Origin of the sequence: Streptococcus marmotae (assembly GCF_001623565.1) — a bacterium.
Lineage (GTDB): Bacteria > Bacillota > Bacilli > Lactobacillales > Streptococcaceae > Streptococcus > Streptococcus marmotae.
Genome location: NZ_CP015196.1, coordinates 1,084,255 through 1,102,645 on the forward strand (window position 1 = coordinate 1,084,255; position 18,391 = coordinate 1,102,645).

Here is an 18,391-nt window from a genome sequence, read left to right on the forward strand (position 1 = left end):
TAGCTATTTCTCTCAATCGAGGCTGGGCAAAAACTAGCTGCTCATATATAAAAAACGAGCCATTCCAATTAGGAGTTGCTCGTTTTCCATTTCATGCTTTATAATTATAATAACCACAAAACAACTAGAAAGGCATGAAAATGTATAAACAGTATAACACAAATCAGCTTAGTTTGGAATTAAATATCGCTTGGGACTTACCTGCTACACATGAGGCACGTCTGATTAGTCAGTTTGTGGATACTATTCCTCAATCCGTTCTCCTAGAAGAAACTTCCCACACAGGTCGTCCTGCCTTTCATCCAGCGATGTTGCTCAAAATGACCCTGTTCGCCTATGCTCGCCAAGTTTTCTCTGGTAGAAAAATTGTCCAAATGAATGAGGAAGTCATTCCTATGAAATGGCTGAGTCAAGATACCTACGTCTGTTATCGAACCATAAATAGTTTTCGGGCCTCTACACACGCCAACCAGCTTATCAAAACTGCTTTCATCTACTTTACTCTCCTCCTCAGAGAGAATGGATTGATTGAAGATAAAGCTCTCTTCATTGACGGGACTAAGGTAGAAGCTGATGCCAACAAGTATTCTTTCACGTGGAAAAAGGCCGTTGAGCGCTATGAAGATGCCTTGAATGGAAACATTTCTGCCCTCTATGACAAGCTAGTCCAAGAAGGGGTGGATACTGCCTTGTCCAAGGAAGAATGTCTCACTAGCGAAGGACTAAACCAACTCCTACAAGAGACCGAACAAGTACTAGATGAGTTGGAAAATGCTATCTCACAAGAGCCTAAAGTCAGTAAAGGTGGATCGGCTAACAGACAGAAACGAAGAAGAATTAAGAAACTCAAGAGAAAGTTGAAAGAGGATTTTCTTGTTCGGAAACAAAAGTACGAACGAGATAAACAGATTTTACAAGAGCGAAATTCCTATTCTAAAACAGATCCTGATGCGACGTTTATGAGGATGAAAGAGGATCATATGAGGAATGGTCAGCTCAAACCTGGTTACAACCTTCAACTTGGTACAAATAGCCAGTTTGCCTTAGCTTACGGATTGTATCCGAATCCAACTGACACTCGTACACTCAAACCTTTTCTTCAATCCATCCAAACCTTAGAACTCTTTCAACACATTGTTGCGGATGCAGGTTATGGTAGTGAAGAAAATTACAGCTTTATCGTTGATGTTCTGGAGAAAACGCCTCTAATTCCCTACGGAACATATCAGAAAGAGCAGAAGAAAAGCTACAAGAAGAGTGATGCCAATCCTGAAAACTGGACTTACCTAGAAGATTCTGACCAGTGGATAAAACCAGATGGAGTTGTCTACTCGTTTAAGAATTATTCACGAAGAACGGAAAAGTATGGATTTGAGAAAGATAGTAAGATTTACGAAGCTGATCCTGTACAAGCTAGTGAAGAGTTAGACCAATTAGCACGGACAGAGAAAGGAAACCTCAAACAAATTCAGTATAATCCTACGTGGAACTATTTCAAGAACTTAGCCAAAGAGGAATTGACAAGTAAAGAGGGAGCCCGCATTTATGCCAAACGCAAGGTGGATGTCGAACCTGTATTTGGTAGGATGAAGGGTGTTTTTGGCGTACGCAGAGTGCATGTCAGAGGTCAAAAAGTGGTTGAAACTGAGATAGGATTCCTCCTAATGAGCATGAATCTCACGAAATTGGCTAAGAAATTAGTCCAATATAATAGAGACAAAAATAAAAACACAAATAGTTCGGCAGGATTTCATCAAAATCAGCTTGAATCTATATGTGTTTTTTATTTACTGGCTAGTTTTTGCCCAGCCTCGATTTTTTATATGGTGCCAAAAAGGAATCGTTCAGATTTTACAAACTATTGCAGCATTTTTCGGCTCTTTGTCAACTGTAGTGGGTAGATGAAAAGCTAACACCTAGAGAGGACCAAATTGGTCTTCTCTCGTTTTATGTTTAAAGCAATGAAAATCCGCTTTTTAAAGTTTTCAAAGTTTCGAAAGCCAAAGGCATTGCGTTTGATGACTTTGATGAGATTATTCGTCGCCTCAAGTTTGGCATTTGAGTAAGGCAATTCCATGGCGTTGAGAATCTTATCCTTGTCCTTCAAAAAGGTATTAAATACGGTCTGGAAAATCGGGTCGACAGTCTGCCGAGCGTCTTGGATAAGTCCAAAAAACTGGTCAGCTTGCTTCTCCTGGAAGTGAAAAAGCAGTAGTTGATAGAGCTCGTAGTGTTCTCTCAGTTCTTGAGAATAGCCTATCAGTTTAGCGACAATCTCCTGGTTGGTTAAGTGCATGCGAAATGTAGGGCGGTAAAACCGCTTGTCACTGAGTTTACGGCTATCTTGTTGTACCAGTTTCCAGTATCGTTTGAGCGTTTTGTATTCATGCGATTTTCTGTCGAATTGCTTCATGATTTGTATGCTGAGACGGTTCATAGCACGGCTGAGATGTTGCAAAATGTGGAAGCGATCAAGCACTATTTTGGCATTCGGAAAAAGCTTCTTAGCGAGGACATAATAGGGGCTAAACATGTCCATAATGATGATTTTAACGCGGTTTCTGACCTGTCTAGGGTATCTCAGAAAGTGATTTCGGATGGTTGCTTGCGTTCTTCCATCAAGGATAGCGATGATGTTATTTGTGTCAAAATCTTGAGCGATAAAGCTCATTTTCCCTTTCTTGAAGGCATACTCATCCCAGGACATGACTTCTGGAAGCTTATCCCAATCCGTTTCAAATTTAAACTCATTGAGTTTTCGAATAACTGTAGATGTAGAAATGGAGAGTCTGTGTGCGATATGTGTCATTGCTTGCTTTTCGATGAGTAATTGTGCGATTTTCTGGTTGACATCGACAGAGATTTGATGGTTTTTCTTAACAATAGGAGTTTCAGCGACCGCCATTTTCCCACATTCCTTGCACTTGAAACGACGCTTTCGAAGGCGGATAAGTAGCGGGTAGCCAGCAGTTTCTAAGTAGGGGATTTTAGAGGCTTTCTGGAAGTCGTACTTAGCCATTTGTCCCTTGCAGGAAGGGCATTTAGGGGCTGTGTAATCCAAGCGACCGTGGAGTTCTAAGTGTGTTCCCATGTCGCATTCATTAGTGATAGTGATATTTTTGTCTTTCATTTTGAGAAAATTTGTGATAAGATTTAGTTGTTCCATATGAGTCTTTCTAAATGATATTTTTGTCGCTTTTCATTATAGGTCATATGGGACTTTTTTTCTACACTCTAAAAGGCTCCATAATCTCTGTGGCGGGCGTACCCACTACAGATATTATAGAGCCCATTTTTCAAGATGATAATCGACCTTTCACGGACAATACTGGGTCGAATCTTGAAAAAATCGTTAAAATCGGCTATAATGAATTGTAAGAGAAACTAGCAGGTGAGAGTCCTGCCGTGCGTGAAGAAAGGAAGCAGAGCTTTCTCTGCTGTAAATAAGTAAAGATATGACATCAGTTGTTGTTGTAGGAACCCAGTGGGGGGACGAAGGTAAAGGAAAAATCACCGACTTCTTGTCTGCTAATGCAGAAGTGATTGCACGCTACCAAGGTGGTGACAATGCAGGTCATACTATCGTGATTGACGGTAAAAAATACAAATTGCACTTGATTCCATCAGGTATTTTCTTCCCAGAAAAAATCTCTGTAATCGGAAACGGTATGGTGGTCAATCCAAAATCCTTAGTCAAGGAATTGAACTACTTGCATGAAGAGGGCGTGACAACAGATAATCTTCGGATTTCAGACCGTGCCCATGTTATCTTGCCTTATCATATCAAGTTGGACCAATTGCAGGAAGAAGCCAAAGGTGACAATAAAATCGGAACAACCATTAAAGGGATTGGTCCTGCCTATATGGACAAGGCTGCGCGTGTGGGAATCCGCATTGCAGACCTCTTAGACCGTGAGATTTTTAGAGAGCGTTTGGAGCGTAATTTGGCAGAAAAAAATCGCTTGTTTGAGAAATTGTATGATAGCACAGCGATTGCATTTGACGAAATTTTTGAAGAATACTACGAATACGGTCAGCAAATCAAGCAATATGTGACGGATACTTCGGTGATTTTGAATGATGCCCTCGACCAAGGTAAACGGGTTCTCTTTGAGGGAGCACAAGGTGTTATGCTTGATATTGACCAAGGAACCTATCCGTTTGTAACCTCATCAAACCCAGTTGCAGGTGGTGTAACCATTGGTTCAGGTGTTGGTCCAAGCAAGATTGATAAGGTAGTTGGGGTATGTAAAGCTTATACTAGCCGTGTAGGTGACGGACCATTCCCAACGGAATTATTCGATGAAATTGGAGACCGCATTCGTGAAGTGGGGCATGAGTATGGTACAACTACAGGTCGTCCACGCCGTGTCGGTTGGTTTGACTCAGTCGTTATGCGCCATAGCCGTCGTGTATCAGGTATTACAAACCTTTCTTTAAATTCAATCGATGTTCTTTCAGGTCTTGAAACGGTAAAAATCTGTGTCGCCTATGATTTAGACGGACAACGGATTGACCACTATCCAGCAAGTCTAGAAGAACTCAAACGTTGCAAACCAATTTATGAAGAATTACCAGGTTGGTCTGAGGATATTACAGGGGCACGCAGCCTAGAAGAACTCCCAGAAAATGCACGGAACTATGTCCGTCGCGTCAGCGAACTCGTTGGCGTTCGCATCTCAACCTTCTCAGTCGGCCCAGGCCGCGAACAAACCAATATCTTGGAAAGCGTATGGGGCTAAAACAACCCTGACGGGTTGTTTTAGGTTGAAGATAGAAATTCGCGGAGGCGAATTTTCTTCTTAACAAGGTGCAGTGCACCTTTTTAGGTTGGAAATAAGGATTTGTGGTAACAAATCCTCCGCTTGATAAGGTCCGGGGGACTATTTCAATCGGGAGATAGGAACTACTGACAGGTAGTTTCAGAATGTAGACAAATCTCATAATTCAGAAAAACATTACAATGATATTTCATTTTCTGTAGTTTTAAGGTTAGAAAATTTGCGAGCGTAGCGAGCACAATACCGCCACCACCGCCGTGCTAAAAGTGGGAGTGAGACAGAAGTCGTGATTTCGTTGAAATCGATTATCCTCGCTCCTTTGTTTCTGGGATCGGGCTAAAATAATCCACTAGATTATTTTAGCCCGAAGGAAGTCGCTGATGTCCGAAAGCACATAAGGATGGTGGCAATAAAAAGACTTTTTCTTCAAGCTGGGATTTTGCATCATGCTCTTGACAATATAAAAAATAGAAGTTCATTTTTAAATGGACTTCTATTTTTCGTTATTCTTCTGTTCGTATGCCGTATTGATAAGGCACACCGAGGAGGTCGCGAAGAGTGGAGCTTTCATAGTCTTTATGGAAGAGGCCTCGTTTTTGAAGGATGGGTACGACTTGTTCGACAAAGGCACGCACGCCATCATGAGCTAAATCGGGTACAATGGAAAATCCGTCTGTTGCTCCTGCTTCAAACCATTCTTGCAAGAAGTCAGCTACATCTTTGGCAGTTCCGACAACGACTGGGTGGTAGTTGATGACTCCGTGTGCCAGTGTATCGACTGGAGAATAGCCTTCTTTTAGCACCGCTAAGGCACGTGGAGAACGAGGATCGTGTGGATTAGTCCGAGCGAGCTTTAACCAACTGTCAGGAAGAGGTTGATAGGGATCGATGCCTTGGAAATTCAAGCCGACCATGGCTCCGAGATAGGATAGACGATGTACTAATTCTTCCTTGTCAAATTCTAACACTCTTCTACGCCGAGCAAGTGCTTCTTCCTTACTATCTGCAATGGTAAACATAAAGCCTGTAAAGACATTGATGTCGTCTGCAGAACGCCCATGAGCGATGGCACTTTCTCTCAGTATATTTCGGTATTTACGAGATTCTTCAATAGTGAAAGGATTGGCATAGACACCAGAAGCAAATCGTCCTGCTAGCCGAATGCCTTCTGGACTAGGTCCTGCTTGGAAAATGGGTGGTTGTCCCTGTTCAGATGGTGGAATAGGAAGGGGACCCTTGGTCTGAATGTAGTCACCTTGGTAGTTAAGAGGTTTAATTCGCCCCATATCAGCAAATTGCCCAGCTTGTTTATCGTGGATGTAGGCTCCTTTTTCCCAAGAACCCCAAAGTCCTTGAACAGCTTCAATCATCTCGTGAGCTCTGCCATAACGCTCCTGTGTAGATTTTAGCTGGGTTCCAAAATTCGCAGCTGTTGCCGGTGTAGAAGTGGTGACCGCATTCCAACCAACTCGTCCATGACTGATTACATCTAATGCTTTGAGGTGACGGGCAAGGTTATAGGGTTCGTTAAAGGTTGTTGAAAAGGTCCCGACTAGGCCGATATGCTTGGTTGCTCGAGCAACAGAAGTCATGGCAATCAGCGGATCCATGGAATGCATGGGCGTATCATGTGTCAAATCATTGACAAGAGCAGGAGTGTCTGCCATAAAGAGGGCATGGAGTTTGCCTTTTTCTGCTAACTGTGCCATTTCAATATAGAAATCCATGTCTGTATAGGCGTCTTCTTTGGCTTCTGGCAGACGCCATGTTTTAAACTCGCCGCCATAGCCAGATACCATTTGCAAGACAATTTTCATTTGTTTTTTCCTATTCATTATACTAACTCCTCAATTCCAGACATGAGCTTATCCATGATGACAGAAACAGGTTCAATCGTATCAATCATGGAAATTCCTAGTCCAAAGGAAGCAAATCCCTTGGTCAAATCCCCAAATAACATACCATCGCGCATTCCATTATAGGCGCCTTGCATCTCAAAAATTTCTTCCTCACTAGCACCAGCTTGACTCATTTCAAGCAGTTTATTGGGAATAGCGCCTGGTAAGGAGCGGTAGTAGGCTGGTACGGTACGATAGAGCAAGAGATCAGAAGCGTTTGCAGCCAAGGCTTGCTCTTTGATGTTTTGTGCGAGGATAGATTCTTCAGACATCATAAAGGCGGTTCCGACAAAGAGTCCTTCTGCTCCTAAAGCAAAGGCTGCTTTGGCAGTTCGTGCATCGGCAATACCACCGGCCGCCATGACTGGAACACGCCCTTTTGCGGCATCCACAATCATAGGAACAATTGAAAATGTGCCAATTGCCTTTTCAGGTACGGTTCCGCCTTCATCAAAACCAGTCGCAACGATAATATCTGCACCACCTTGAATGGCTTCTTCTGTATTTTCAACTGTTGGAGTGGCCGCTCGAAAGACAACCTTAATTCCTTTGTCGTGAAATCTCTTGGTCCATTCGGCCGAGAATTCTCCAACCATAACGGCAACCTCAACACCTTCTTCGGCCATTAAATCCATCATGGGTTGTGTAAAAATATCCTTCGAAGGATGACTTGGTGCGACATTGAGCCCGAGAGGTTTGTCTGTAATTTGACGGGCAATGCGAATTTCGCGACGCATATTTTCCACAGTTTCTTCCACCGTTGTTGCAGCGACGGTTTGTCCTGCACTAATCCCTAGAACACCTAGTCCGCCTGCTGCACTCACTGCACCAGCGTAGGCTCCATTCGTCAGCCACGCTAAAGGTCCTTGAATAATCGGTTTTTCAATTCCTAATATTTCAGTAACACGATTTGCCATTTGTCTTCTCGCTTTCTTTCTGTTATAGTTTATATAGTACATGTGTCATTTAAGGTAGTCAATTGACAATTTTTGCCAATCTGTCACTTAACAGACACAAAAGAAAGGATTGTCCTATTGAAACAAGATTTACGGTTCCAAAAAACGGAATTAGCTCTCCAAAAAGCCTTTTTAGACTTGCTCCAAACGAAAGACATCGCTAAAATTTCTGTCAAGGAAATCTGCGCAGTCGCCCAAGTATCGCGTAATGCCTTTTATCAACATTATGAAACCAAAGAGCATCTCTATGAGAATATGCTAAAAGAGATTTTGCTAGCGATTGAAGAGGCTTGTAAACCGCTTGCCAAAGACTTAGCCAGCATTTCGATAGCTGAACGTCGCTTGTTTTTGGATAATATTCTTCGGGCAGTTGAAGACCATCGCTTTGTCATTTATCAATTGTTGACCAGTCAGCCAGCTATCTTTTCTGCCGCCTTTCAAGAGATGCTCCTTTCTGCCAATCTGCAAGGTAGTAAAGAAGTTATTGCACCACCTCATATCTCTTATATTCATGTTTTCTCGGGAGGAGTTGCTGCCTTTGTCAATTATTGGCTCTTAGAAACGAGTTTTAGTTTGGAAGAAGCTCAAGAAACATTATTCAGTATTTTAGGACAAATGATGGTTGTTTCAGATTAAATGGCTATCGTTTGGCGAGAAAATTTGGCATGCTAACTTCAGAACTTGAGGGAGTATTTTAGTTTTGTTTAAGTTTGACGTATTATACTACTACCATCAAATAAGAACCTCCTAACTTTATTTGATAAGCACCTATATTTTTCATATTATTCTCCGTAATAGAAGTCACCCAATCCGGTGGCTTTTCTTTTATGGAATCTTTTGGTATAATGAAGTATATTTGAAAAGGAGTGATACTATGGGTCAATTATTATTTCCACTATTGATGGTGGCTATGCTAGGCTTTATGATTTTTTCTCAACGAAAACAACAAAAAAATCGTTTGGAAGCCTTGAGCCAAATTAAAAAAGGCGACGAGATTGTGACCATCGGTGGTTTGTATGGAATCGTGGATGAGATTAACGAGCAGAAAGTGGTATTGGATGTTGATGGTGTCTATTTGACATTTGAACGTTCAGCTATTCGTGGTCGTGTCAGCCAAGCAGTTGCTGTTGAAACAGTTGCTGAAGAAGCAGTTATAGAAGAAACAGCTGTGACAGAGGAATAATCGAACAATAAGGCATCTAAGGGTGCTTTTTTGTTTTGGTATAAGGTAATTCCAGTGTTTAACCACGTCAAACGCATGAAGAAACGCTTGCTTTCAGAAAACTAGATTCATCATGACAAAATCAATCAAAGTAGTACATTATATATGAGGTGACTACGCTTATTGATTTAAAAAGCTATCTTTTCAAAATTGATGTCAGGGCACAAAAGGATAAAGAGAAAGTTTTCATGCGTACAGCGTGGTTTATCTGACGATTTTGTTGACAACATCATTCGTATGTGGGATAATATAGGAGAAGATGAAATCGCACTAAGATTAGTGCTACACAAAGCCCCTAGACTGTTCCAGCAATCTAGGGGCTTTTGTTGTGGGTTAGAAGACACTAACTGTGATTACTTGCCGAAGTGGTCGTCTAACCAGCGAGCCACCAACCAGCTGACGATGGCGTCAACGGTTGCGGTAAGTAAAAATATGATGAAATCGCACATAAGCGGTACCTCCTTTGCTAAGGTGATATCGTTAGTGCCAACTGTATTATATCACGTTTGAAAAAGAAAGGAGTGAAGAATATAGGTGCACGACAGACGCATGAAGAAAATCATTCATTGAAAAAGTTGTGAAAACAGCAAAACACCTACTTTGATAACCTTATTTTAAAAAATTCGAAGGATTTTCGAGAAATTCTCTAGTTTTTCATCCTTTAACACTACATGAAAGTTTCGTTTTCAGCAATTGCGGGTCTTGGTTTTCAATATTTCAGAATGAAAAATCATATTTTAAAAATAATTTGGAAAAATTTTCTTCATGCGCTTGGCGTGGCTTAAATCCTAGCACTTTCGCATTTTTATCAAAATGTGGTATAATGAAATGATTATACTGTGAGGATGAAACATGTTCCGCTTTCCATTTAAGAAAAAAGAAACGATTGAAACAGCTATTCAGGTTCCTAAGCATATTGCCATTATCATGGATGGAAATGGTCGCTGGGCGAAAAAGCGACTGCAGCCACGTGTCATGGGGCATAAGGCAGGAATGGATGCTTTACAAAGAGTGACCAAATCGGCCTCTGATATGGGGGTCAAGGTCTTGACGGTCTATGCCTTTTCAACAGAGAATTGGACACGACCAGAAAAAGAAGTCAAATTCATTATGAACTTGCCCGTCGAATTTTATGATAAGTATGTACCTGATTTGCATGCCAATAACGTAAAAATCCAGATGATTGGCGATCAAGCACGCCTGCCTGAAGACACCAAAATAGCTCTTGAAAAAGCGATTCAAAAAACCAAGCATAATACAGGTTTGATTTTGAATTTTGCCTTGAACTACGGTGGCCGTGATGAATTGACCCATGCGGTAAAAGAAATTGCTCAAGCTGTGCTTGATACGAAATTTAATCCAGGTGATATCGATGAACGATTGATTTCTGGCTACCTCTATACCAATACTCTACCCTATACTTTACGCGATCCAGATTTAGTCATTCGGACGAGTGGTGAGCTACGCTTGAGTAATTTTTTACCTTGGCAAACAGCTTATAGTGAATTGTACTTTACAGATATAGCTTGGCCAGATTTTGATGAACGGGCGCTTCATGAAGCGATTAAAGAATACAACAGACGCCACAGACGTTTCGGTGGTATCTAAGAGGAGAAGATATGTCAAAGGATTTACAGAAACGAGTCATTTTCGGCGGAATTGCGCTAGCTATTTTTATTCCGTTTTTACTGAAAGGTGGAGTTCCTTTTCAATTGTTTACTGGTCTTCTAGCCATGATTGCAACTGCCGAGTTAATCAAAATGCATGGATTGTTGCCAAATTCGATTGAGGGCATACTTGCCATGTTGGGTAGTCTTGTCTTGACCTTGCCGTTAGAAAATTATATCCCCTTTCTACCAACAGACGGGAACTATGCAGCCTATGCCATTGTGGTTTTCTGTCTATTAGGAACGACGGTCTTGAATATCGATTACTATTCGTATGCAGAAGTTACCTTTCCGATTGCCTCTAGTTTCTATGTTGGAATTGGGTTTCATCATCTGATATTGGCTCGCATGGATAGTCTTGAAAAGGTCTTGTTTGCCTTATTTATCGTCTGGGCGACAGATATTGGAGCCTATTTGATTGGTAGTCAGATGGGAAGGCGCAAGCTCATGCCAAAAGTCTCGCCAAATAAAACAGTAGAAGGCAGTCTTGGTGGTATTGCTTCTGCGGTGATTGTCGCCATGATTTTCATTTTGGTGAACAAGACAGTAACAGCGGGCTACTCATTTGTAGCGATGCTATTTTTAGTCATCTTATTTTCTATCTCTGCTCAGTTTGGAGATTTAGTAGAAAGTGCGATAAAACGTCGATTTGGGGTCAAGGATTCTGGGAGAGTCATTCCGGGTCATGGTGGTATTTTAGATCGGTTTGATAGTTTGATTTTTGTCTTTCCGATCATGCACTTTTTTGGATTATTCTAAGGAGAAATAATGAAGGGAATTTTAGCATTTATTTTTATCTTTGGTGTGATTGTTGTTGTCCATGAATTTGGCCACTTCTATTTTGCCAAGAAGTCAGGGATTCTCGTACGGGAATTTGCAATTGGAATGGGACCGAAAATCTTTTCCCATATTGGAGCAGACGGCACGGCTTATACCATTCGCATCTTGCCCTTGGGAGGCTACGTCCGCATGGCCGGCTGGGGTGAAGACAAGACAGAAATAAAGACAGGGACCCCTGTTTCGCTCACTGTCAACGCAGAAGGAGTGGTGACCCGTATCAATCTGTCCAACAAGCTCTTAGACGATACTAGTCTTCCCATGAATGTGACCTTCTATGATTTTGAAGAAAAACTTACCATAACAGGTTTAGTCTTAGAAGAGAGTAAGACATTTCCAGTAGATCATGATGCGACCATTATTGAGGAAGACGGTACAGAAGTGCGCATTGCGCCACTTGATGTTCAGTATCAAAATGCCTCTGTCTGGGGGCGATTAATCACTAATTTTGCAGGTCCGATGAATAATTTCATCTTAGGATTTGTTGCCTTTGTCCTCTTTTTCTTCCTACAAGGGGGAGTGCCAGATGGTACGAGTAATCAGGTGACAGTGACAGAAGGTGGTGCCATTCAGCAGGCTGGTGTTGTTACAGGCGATCAAATTCTTGCCATTAATGGTGAAAAGGTGAGTGATTATGATGAAATTGCTCGTGCTATCGCTAAGGCGAGTCAAGATGCCAAATCAGCGCCGACTCTAACAGTAGAACTCAGTCATGAGGGAGAGAAAAAAACGCTTGATGTCACGACAAAAGAGCAAGATGGTCGGTATTATCTTGGTATTTCACCGATTTTAAAGACAGGTTTTGTTGATAAAGTAATCGGTGGATTCAAGGAAACACTTTCAACTAGTTTATTGATTGTGAAGGCTTTAAAAAATATTATTTCCCAATTTGATTTGAATAAATTAGGTGGACCAGTTGCTATCTACCAAATCAGCTCACAAGCAGCAGATAGTGGCTGGGGTGATGTTTTACGCTTGCTGGCCATGCTATCCATTAACTTAGGAATCTTTAACTTGATTCCGATTCCTGCCCTTGATGGTGGAAAAATTGTCATCAATATCATTGAAGCGATTCGTAGAAAGCCCCTCAAACAAGAAACAGAGTCCTATATTACTCTGGCTGGTGTTGCAGTGATGGTGATTCTTATGATTGCAGTGACTTGGAATGATATTTTACGTGTCTTTTTCTAAAAGATAAAATGTAAGGAGAGAAAAACAATATGAAACAATCAAAAATGATTATCCCAACCTTGCGGGAAATGCCTTCTGATGCGCAGGTGATTAGCCATGCTTTAATGGTACGTGCAGGCTATGTTCGTCAGGTATCGGCAGGGATTTACAGTTATTTACCACTAGCTAATCGTGTGATTGAAAAAGCTAAAAACATCATGCGTCAAGAATTTGACAAGATTGGTGCGGTAGAATTTTTAGCCCCAGCCCTTTTATCAGCTGACATCTGGCGTGAATCAGGTCGTTATGATACGTATGGTGATGACCTTTACAAGTTAAAAAATCGCGAGGGTTCAGATTTTATTTTGGGTCCTACTCATGAGGAAACGGTGACCTTGTTGGCCCGCGATGCGGTGCAATCTTATAAGCAGTTGCCCTTGAATATCTATCAAATTCAGCCTAAGTACCGTGATGAAAAACGCCCACGTAATGGTCTGCTTCGTGGCCGTGAATTTATCATGAAAGATGGTTACAGCTTCCATGCAAGCTATGATAGTTTGGATCAGACTTATGATGATTATAAGTCTGCTTATGAAGCTATTTTTACTCGTGCAGGGTTAGAATTTAAGGCAATCATTGGTGATGGTGGTGCCATGGGTGGTAAGGATAGCCAAGAATTTATGGCTATTACTCCAGACCGTACAGATCTTGACCGCTGGGTGGTATTGGATAAGTCTGTGGCTTCTTTTGATGAGATTCCTGAAGAAGTTCTAGCGGCAATCAAGGAAGAATTAGCAGCTTGGTTGGTATCAGGAGAAGATACGATTGTGTATTCGAGTGATTCAGGCTACGCCGCCAATCTCGAAATGGCAACGAGTGAATACAAGCCCCGTCATGTCGTTGTAGCCGAAGAAGAATTGGTCAAGGTTGCAACACCTGATAGTAAAACCATTGATGAAGTGGCTGCCTTCTTAAATCTTCCAGAAGAACAAACCATTAAAACCATGCTCTTTATGGCAGATGGTGAACCGGTTGTCGCTTTGCTGGTTGGCAATGACCAAGTCAATGATGTCAAATTAAAAAATCACTTAGGAGCGGATTTCTTTGATGTCGCAACGCCAGAACAAGCTGTTGAAATCTTTGGAGCATCATTTGGTTCATTGGGACCAGTAGGCCTTCCTGAAACGGTGAAAATTATTGCGGATCGTAAGGTCGAAGGCTTGAAAAATGCGGTAGTTGGTGCCAATGAAGATGGCTTCCATTATACAGGTGCCAATGCGGGTCGTGACTATCAAGTTAGTGAATATGTAGATATTCGTGAGGTGAAAGAAGGCGAACCTTCACCAGATGGAAAAGGATTCTTGCAGTTTGCTCGTGGAATTGAAATCGGCCATATCTTTAAATTGGGAACGCGCTATTCAGACAGCATGAACGCAACAATTTTAGATGAAAATGGTCGTGCAGTACCAATCATTATGGGTTGCTATGGTATCGGAGTTAGCCGCCTCTTGTCAGCTGTCTTAGAACAGCATGCTCGTTTGTTTGTCAATAAAACACCAAAAGGAGAATACCGCTTTGCTTGGGGCATTAACTTCCCGAAAGAATTAGCACCATTTGATGTGCACTTGATTCCGGTAAATGTCAAAGATGAAGCAGCAATGAGCTTGACACAATCAATTGAGGACAGTTTGGTAGCAGCTGGTTATGAAGTTTTAACGGACGACCGCAATGAGCGTGTCGGTGTGAAATTTTCAGATAGTGACTTGATTGGTTTGCCAATTCGTGTAACAGTTGGTAAAAAAGCAGTAGAAGGCATTATTGAAGTGAAAATCAAGGGAACAGGTGATACGGTCGAAATTCATGTGAATCAATTACTGGAAACCCTCCAAATCTTAGCAAATAAGTAAGAAGTTGCTAGGATAGAAAGGCTCTGATTTAACAGAGTATTATATGCAATATTGTAAAAAGACTTAAAACAGCGGTTTTAAGTCTTTTATGCTGTAGCTCGTTGTATTCGTGACGAACTTTTATAAACTGTAAAATCAGTGGATGATATCAGAGTTGGACAGCTGTCAAATGTTATTTGTTTATCTGTAGCTCTGCCAACTGTTCTAAAATAGCATCAAGGGGAGCACCTGCTTGCAAGAGGGCTGCTGCGGTGTAGCTTCCTTCGACAATAGGAACAGACTGGATCCGGATATCTTTATCAGAGAAATCTGCAACCATTTCCATGTTCATGCGAGCACTGCCTAGATCAAAGAAGGCAAGAATGGTGTCTGCTGGATTATTTGCGACAGTCTCTTCTACTCGGGAAAATTCCGTTCCGATACTGCCGTCCTCTAGCCCACCACAATAGGTCAGTGGGACATCTTTTGCGACTTCGGAGATTAAATCAACAACTCCTTGGGCAAGATGACGAGAGTGCGAGACAAGGACAATACCAATTTGTGTCATACCAGTCCAGCCTCCACCAATGCTTCAAAAAGAAGACCCGAAGAGTAGGAACCAGGATCGATATGTCCCACAGAACGCTCCCCAACGTAAGAAGCCCGTCCCTTTGTAGCCTGTAAGTCCTTGGTGCTGTCAACGGCTGTGCGAATGGAATCAAGGCTGAGTGTCCCAGCTCTTATATCGGAAATGACTGAAGTCCATACATCAACCATGGTTTTTTCACCGACTTCCGCCTTTCCTCGCTTCTGAATCATATCAAGTCCAGCTTGAAGGCTATCAGGGAGAGAGGCATTCGCTTGTGCACTCTTGGTTAGTCCCATGAAAGCTGAGCCGTAAAGTGGTCCAGAAGCCCCACCGACTTTACTGAGCAGTTGCATGGACACCACTTTAAAGATTTGATCGGAACTAGCAAATTCCTTTCCCTCTAACTCTTCCATGACCGCTGCCATGCCTCGTGCCATATTGCCACCGTGGTCGCCGTCTCCAATCGGTGTATCTAACTCGCTCAACAAGTCTTTATTTTCTTGGATTTTTTGGGCAAATAACTGCATCCATTTGAATACTGCTTGTGTCTCCATTCTTTCCTCCTTTACCAAGCTGGGGTTTCAACTGCTGCTTCTAAAGCCTCCAACCAGCTACTATCTTCTAATTGAATGAGGGTGAGGGATAGCCCTGCCATATCGATTGATGTCATATAGTTTCCAATCTTATGGTAGACGACTTCAATTTGCTTACTCTCTAAGAGTTGTGCGACATCGTTGGCAAAAACATACTGTTCCATGAGTGGTGTAGCCCCGAGACCATTAATCAGAAGCCCGTATTTCTCGCCTGCTGTAGCTTCAAAATCTTGGAGTAATTTAGCAACTAATTCTTCGGCCAATTCTTTAGACGGTTGGAGTTTTTCTTTCTTATAGCCCGGTTCACCGTGGATACCGACACCATATTCAAATTCATCTTCTTCTAGGACAAAACCTGGTTTTCCAACTTCAGGGACAGTAGCTCCGGAAAGGGCTAGTCCAATGGTTTTAATCTGAGGAACAAGTTTATCTGCCAACTCTTTGATTTCAGCGAGGGATTTTCCTATTTCTGCAGCATGACCCAGAATCTTATGGACTAAAATCGTACCAGCAACACCGCGACGACCTTGTGTATAGAGGCTGTTTTCGACTGCAATATCATCATCAACGACGACACTTGCAACTTCAATGCCTTCCATTTCAGCCAATTCCTGTGCCATTTCAAAGTTCATGATGTCACCAGAATAGTTTTTGATGACCATAAAGACGCCTGCCCCTTCGTCAGCTGCCTTGATAGCTTCTAAGATCTGATCTGGCGTTGGCGAAGTAAAGACAGCTCCACAGACAGCAGCTGATAGCATTCCGCGTCCAACAAATCCTGCGTGAGACGGCTCGTGACCAGAGCCTCCACCTGAGATGAGCCCAACTTTTCCACGTTTTTCAGCTTTCCGAACGATGACGTCATAGCCGTCTAAGCGGTCAACCAATTGCCCATGCATAAAGACAAGGCCTTGAAGCATTTCATCGACAATGTGCTCTGGCTGATTGATAATTTTTTTCATGAGTATTCCTCCTAATGAATATAAGTCATAAGAAGAGATTAGCCCTAGGAAGGTGGATGTTCGAAAGAGGCAATCTATTTCTATGATGACAGTGATGATTACGCTTACAGTATACTGGATTTTAAGGAAAAAAGAAAGGGACAAAATAGGCTGTCTGTCCCTTTGGATTTTTGGAAAAATATGGTAAGGTAGAGATAGAATGACTGGAGGATGTTGATAGAGTATCAATCTGTTTTTCGGTTGAATGGAAGGGTAAGAAAAGAGTAAGGCATGGGAACATCTCTGATTACAAAGAAGCGGATTGCAAAGGCCTTTAAACAGCAACTGGCCCAAAAGAGCTTTGACAAACTATCGGTTGTGGATATTATGCAGGAAGCCAACATGCGGCGCCAGACCTTTTATAATTATTTTTTGGATAAGTATGAACTGCTGGATTGGATTTTTGAAACGGAGTTACAGGAGCAGGTCACCGATAATCTCAACTATATCAGTGGCTTGACCCTACTCGATGAATTGCTTTACTATATTGAACGAAATCAGTCCTTCTATGTTCAGCTGTTTGAAATCAAAGGCCAAAATGCTTTTGTTGCTTACTTGGACGGCTATTGTCAGATTTTACTAGAGAAGATTCTTCGAGAGGTGCAAAGTCAGGAGCGTGTGGACCTAGAGGACAACTATGTGCAATTCTTAGTTTCGTATCATGCGGGGGCCCTGCTCTCCTTGATTGAGCAGGGAATTCGACAGTGTCCATGTAGACTTTGTGAGCACTATCCGTATTTGGTGCAAGTGGTCACAAGGTCCGTTAGAGAAGGAAAGGGGAAGTAAATGGTTGCCATTATCAATCAAGCTCATCACGTTATTTCTCAATATATAGATGGTTTCTTGCTAACTCATCCCGAACTTGAGCGGTTAGATCAAGAGCCTATTATTGCTTTGAGGGAGCAAGAAAAGACTTGTGTTCCTTTGATTTCGGGTGGTGGTGCTGGTCATGAACCCATGCATCTAGGCTTTGTAGGTCAAGGGATGCTGACAGCGGCAGTTTATGGCGAAGTTTTTATTCCACCAACTGCTGATCAAATCTTACGTGCGATTCGGCATGTGCATCAAGGAAGCGGCGTTTTTGTTATCGTTAAAAATTTCGAAGCAGATCTACTATCTTTTCAAACGGCTATTCATCAAGCGCGTCAAGAAGGCATTCCAGTTAAGTACATTGTGTCCCACGATGATATTTCTGTTGACACCAAAAAGAATTTTCAAAAGCGACATAGGGGACTAGCAGGAACCATTTTACTGCATAAGATTGTAGGGGCAGCGGCCCAGTCGGGCTTGTCCTTAGATGATTTAGAACAGCTGGCTTTAGCCTTGTCAACAGAGATTGCGACCATTGGTTTTGCAAGGAAATCAGCACGTTTTCCTCAAGCAGTACACCCTTTATTTGAGCTAGAAGAAGGGCAGATTTCCTATGGTATCGGTATTCATGGTGAAGAAGGCTATCGGACGGTTCCCTTTGAATCATCAGAGCAATTGGCCAATGAAATTGTCAACAAGTTAAAACTGCGTTTCCGTTGGCAGGAGGGGGAAGAGTTTATCCTCTTAGTGAATAATTTAGGGACGATTTCTGAGTTAGAACAAGGTGTCTTTCTGAATGATATTTGCCAATTATTGGATTTGGAAGGTTTGCGGCTTCCCTTTATCAAGGCAGGACGGTTTGCGACCAGTTTAGACATGGCAGGGCTGTCTGTCACCCTTTGCCGTGTCAAAGACCCTGTCTGGCTTACATATTTACAGGAAAAAACCACCGCACCAGCTTGGTAGGTCACTAAAAAGTCA

General features: G+C 42.1%; 16 protein-coding genes. 10 read left to right on the top strand and 6 right to left on the bottom strand.

All coding sequences use genetic code 11. From position 1 onward, the window contains the following. Window positions 1-140 precede the first annotated feature (140 nt). Window positions 141-1,901 carry an IS1182 family transposase gene (locus A4H00_RS05625; RefSeq protein ID WP_082815594.1) on the top strand — a complete coding sequence of 587 codons (1,761 nt, stop codon included), beginning with the start codon at window positions 141-143 and terminating at the stop codon, window positions 1,899-1,901. An 8-nt stretch (window positions 1,902-1,909) separates the two neighbouring features. Here the strand turns inward: A4H00_RS05625 and A4H00_RS05630 are convergent, their stop codons facing one another. Further along, on the bottom strand, window positions 1,910-3,166 hold the full coding sequence (locus tag A4H00_RS05630) for an ISL3 family transposase (protein WP_067087650.1): 1,257 nt from the start codon (window positions 3,164-3,166) through the stop codon (window positions 1,910-1,912). Window positions 3,167-3,455: 289 nt separating this feature from the next. Here A4H00_RS05630 and A4H00_RS05640 point away from each other — a divergent pair, with 289 nt between their 5' ends. Beyond that, window positions 3,456-4,742: an adenylosuccinate synthase gene (locus A4H00_RS05640; RefSeq protein WP_067088056.1), complete on the top strand. Its 1,287-nt coding sequence runs from the start codon at window positions 3,456-3,458 to the stop codon at window positions 4,740-4,742. 542 nt (window positions 4,743-5,284) lie between these two features. Here the strand turns inward: A4H00_RS05640 and A4H00_RS05645 are convergent. After that, window positions 5,285-6,616 (bottom strand): NtaA/DmoA family FMN-dependent monooxygenase, encoded by a 1,332-nt coding sequence (locus A4H00_RS05645; RefSeq protein ID WP_206281838.1) that lies wholly within the window; start codon window positions 6,614-6,616, stop codon window positions 5,285-5,287. Then, on the bottom strand, window positions 6,616-7,596 hold the full coding sequence (locus tag A4H00_RS05650; RefSeq protein WP_067088060.1) for an NAD(P)H-dependent flavin oxidoreductase: 981 nt from the start codon (window positions 7,594-7,596) through the stop codon (window positions 6,616-6,618). Before A4H00_RS05650 ends, A4H00_RS05645 begins: the two co-directional genes overlap by 1 nt. 117 nt (window positions 7,597-7,713) lie before the next feature. Here A4H00_RS05650 and A4H00_RS05655 point away from each other — a divergent pair, with 117 nt between their 5' ends. The 6 genes from A4H00_RS05655 (at window position 7,714) to A4H00_RS05680 (ending at window position 14,438) form a co-directional block, all read left to right on the top strand. Further along, window positions 7,714-8,271 (top strand): TetR/AcrR family transcriptional regulator, encoded by a 558-nt coding sequence (locus A4H00_RS05655; RefSeq protein ID WP_067088062.1) that lies wholly within the window; start codon window positions 7,714-7,716, stop codon window positions 8,269-8,271. 238 nt (window positions 8,272-8,509) lie between these two features. Then, on the top strand, window positions 8,510-8,818 hold the full coding sequence (gene yajC, locus A4H00_RS05660) for a preprotein translocase subunit YajC (RefSeq protein ID WP_067088064.1): 309 nt from the start codon (window positions 8,510-8,512) through the stop codon (window positions 8,816-8,818). Window positions 8,819-9,709: 891 nt separating this feature from the next. Continuing rightward, window positions 9,710-10,465, top strand: a complete 756-nt coding sequence (locus tag A4H00_RS05665; protein ID WP_067088066.1) for an isoprenyl transferase — start codon at window positions 9,710-9,712, stop codon at window positions 10,463-10,465. An 11-nt stretch (window positions 10,466-10,476) separates the two neighbouring features. Further along, window positions 10,477-11,283, top strand: a complete 807-nt coding sequence (locus tag A4H00_RS05670; RefSeq protein WP_067088068.1) for a phosphatidate cytidylyltransferase — start codon at window positions 10,477-10,479, stop codon at window positions 11,281-11,283. 9 nt (window positions 11,284-11,292) lie between these two features. Continuing rightward, window positions 11,293-12,552: a M50 family metallopeptidase gene (locus A4H00_RS05675; protein ID WP_067088070.1), complete on the top strand. Its 1,260-nt coding sequence runs from the start codon at window positions 11,293-11,295 to the stop codon at window positions 12,550-12,552. Between the two features lie 29 nt (window positions 12,553-12,581). Further along, window positions 12,582-14,438, top strand: a complete 1,857-nt coding sequence (locus tag A4H00_RS05680) for a proline--tRNA ligase (protein WP_067088072.1) — start codon at window positions 12,582-12,584, stop codon at window positions 14,436-14,438. 172 nt (window positions 14,439-14,610) lie between these two features. Here A4H00_RS05680 and dhaM read toward each other — a convergent pair whose 3' ends face one another. Genes dhaM through dhaK form a run of 3 tightly spaced genes read right to left on the bottom strand, consistent with a single transcriptional unit; the run spans window position 14,611 to window position 16,561 of the window. Continuing rightward, window positions 14,611-14,985 (bottom strand): dihydroxyacetone kinase phosphoryl donor subunit DhaM, encoded by a 375-nt coding sequence (dhaM, locus tag A4H00_RS05685; RefSeq protein ID WP_067088074.1) that lies wholly within the window; start codon window positions 14,983-14,985, stop codon window positions 14,611-14,613. Continuing rightward, on the bottom strand, window positions 14,982-15,560 hold the full coding sequence (dhaL, locus tag A4H00_RS05690) for a dihydroxyacetone kinase subunit DhaL (RefSeq protein ID WP_067088076.1): 579 nt from the start codon (window positions 15,558-15,560) through the stop codon (window positions 14,982-14,984). Before dhaL ends, dhaM begins: the two co-directional genes overlap by 4 nt. An 11-nt stretch (window positions 15,561-15,571) precedes the next feature. Next, on the bottom strand, window positions 15,572-16,561 hold the full coding sequence (gene dhaK, locus A4H00_RS05695) for a dihydroxyacetone kinase subunit DhaK (RefSeq protein ID WP_067088078.1): 990 nt from the start codon (window positions 16,559-16,561) through the stop codon (window positions 15,572-15,574). A 270-nt stretch (window positions 16,562-16,831) separates the two neighbouring features. On the opposite strand from dhaK, the gene dhaS reads away from it, so the two are divergent. Then, window positions 16,832-17,386 carry a dihydroxyacetone kinase transcriptional activator DhaS gene (dhaS, locus tag A4H00_RS05700; protein ID WP_067088080.1) on the top strand — a complete coding sequence of 185 codons (555 nt, stop codon included), beginning with the start codon at window positions 16,832-16,834 and terminating at the stop codon, window positions 17,384-17,386. Beyond that, complete coding sequence (dhaQ, locus tag A4H00_RS05705) at window positions 17,387-18,376, top strand: DhaKLM operon coactivator DhaQ (protein WP_067088082.1); 990 nt, start codon at window positions 17,387-17,389, stop codon at window positions 18,374-18,376. Window positions 18,377-18,391 lie beyond the last annotated feature (15 nt).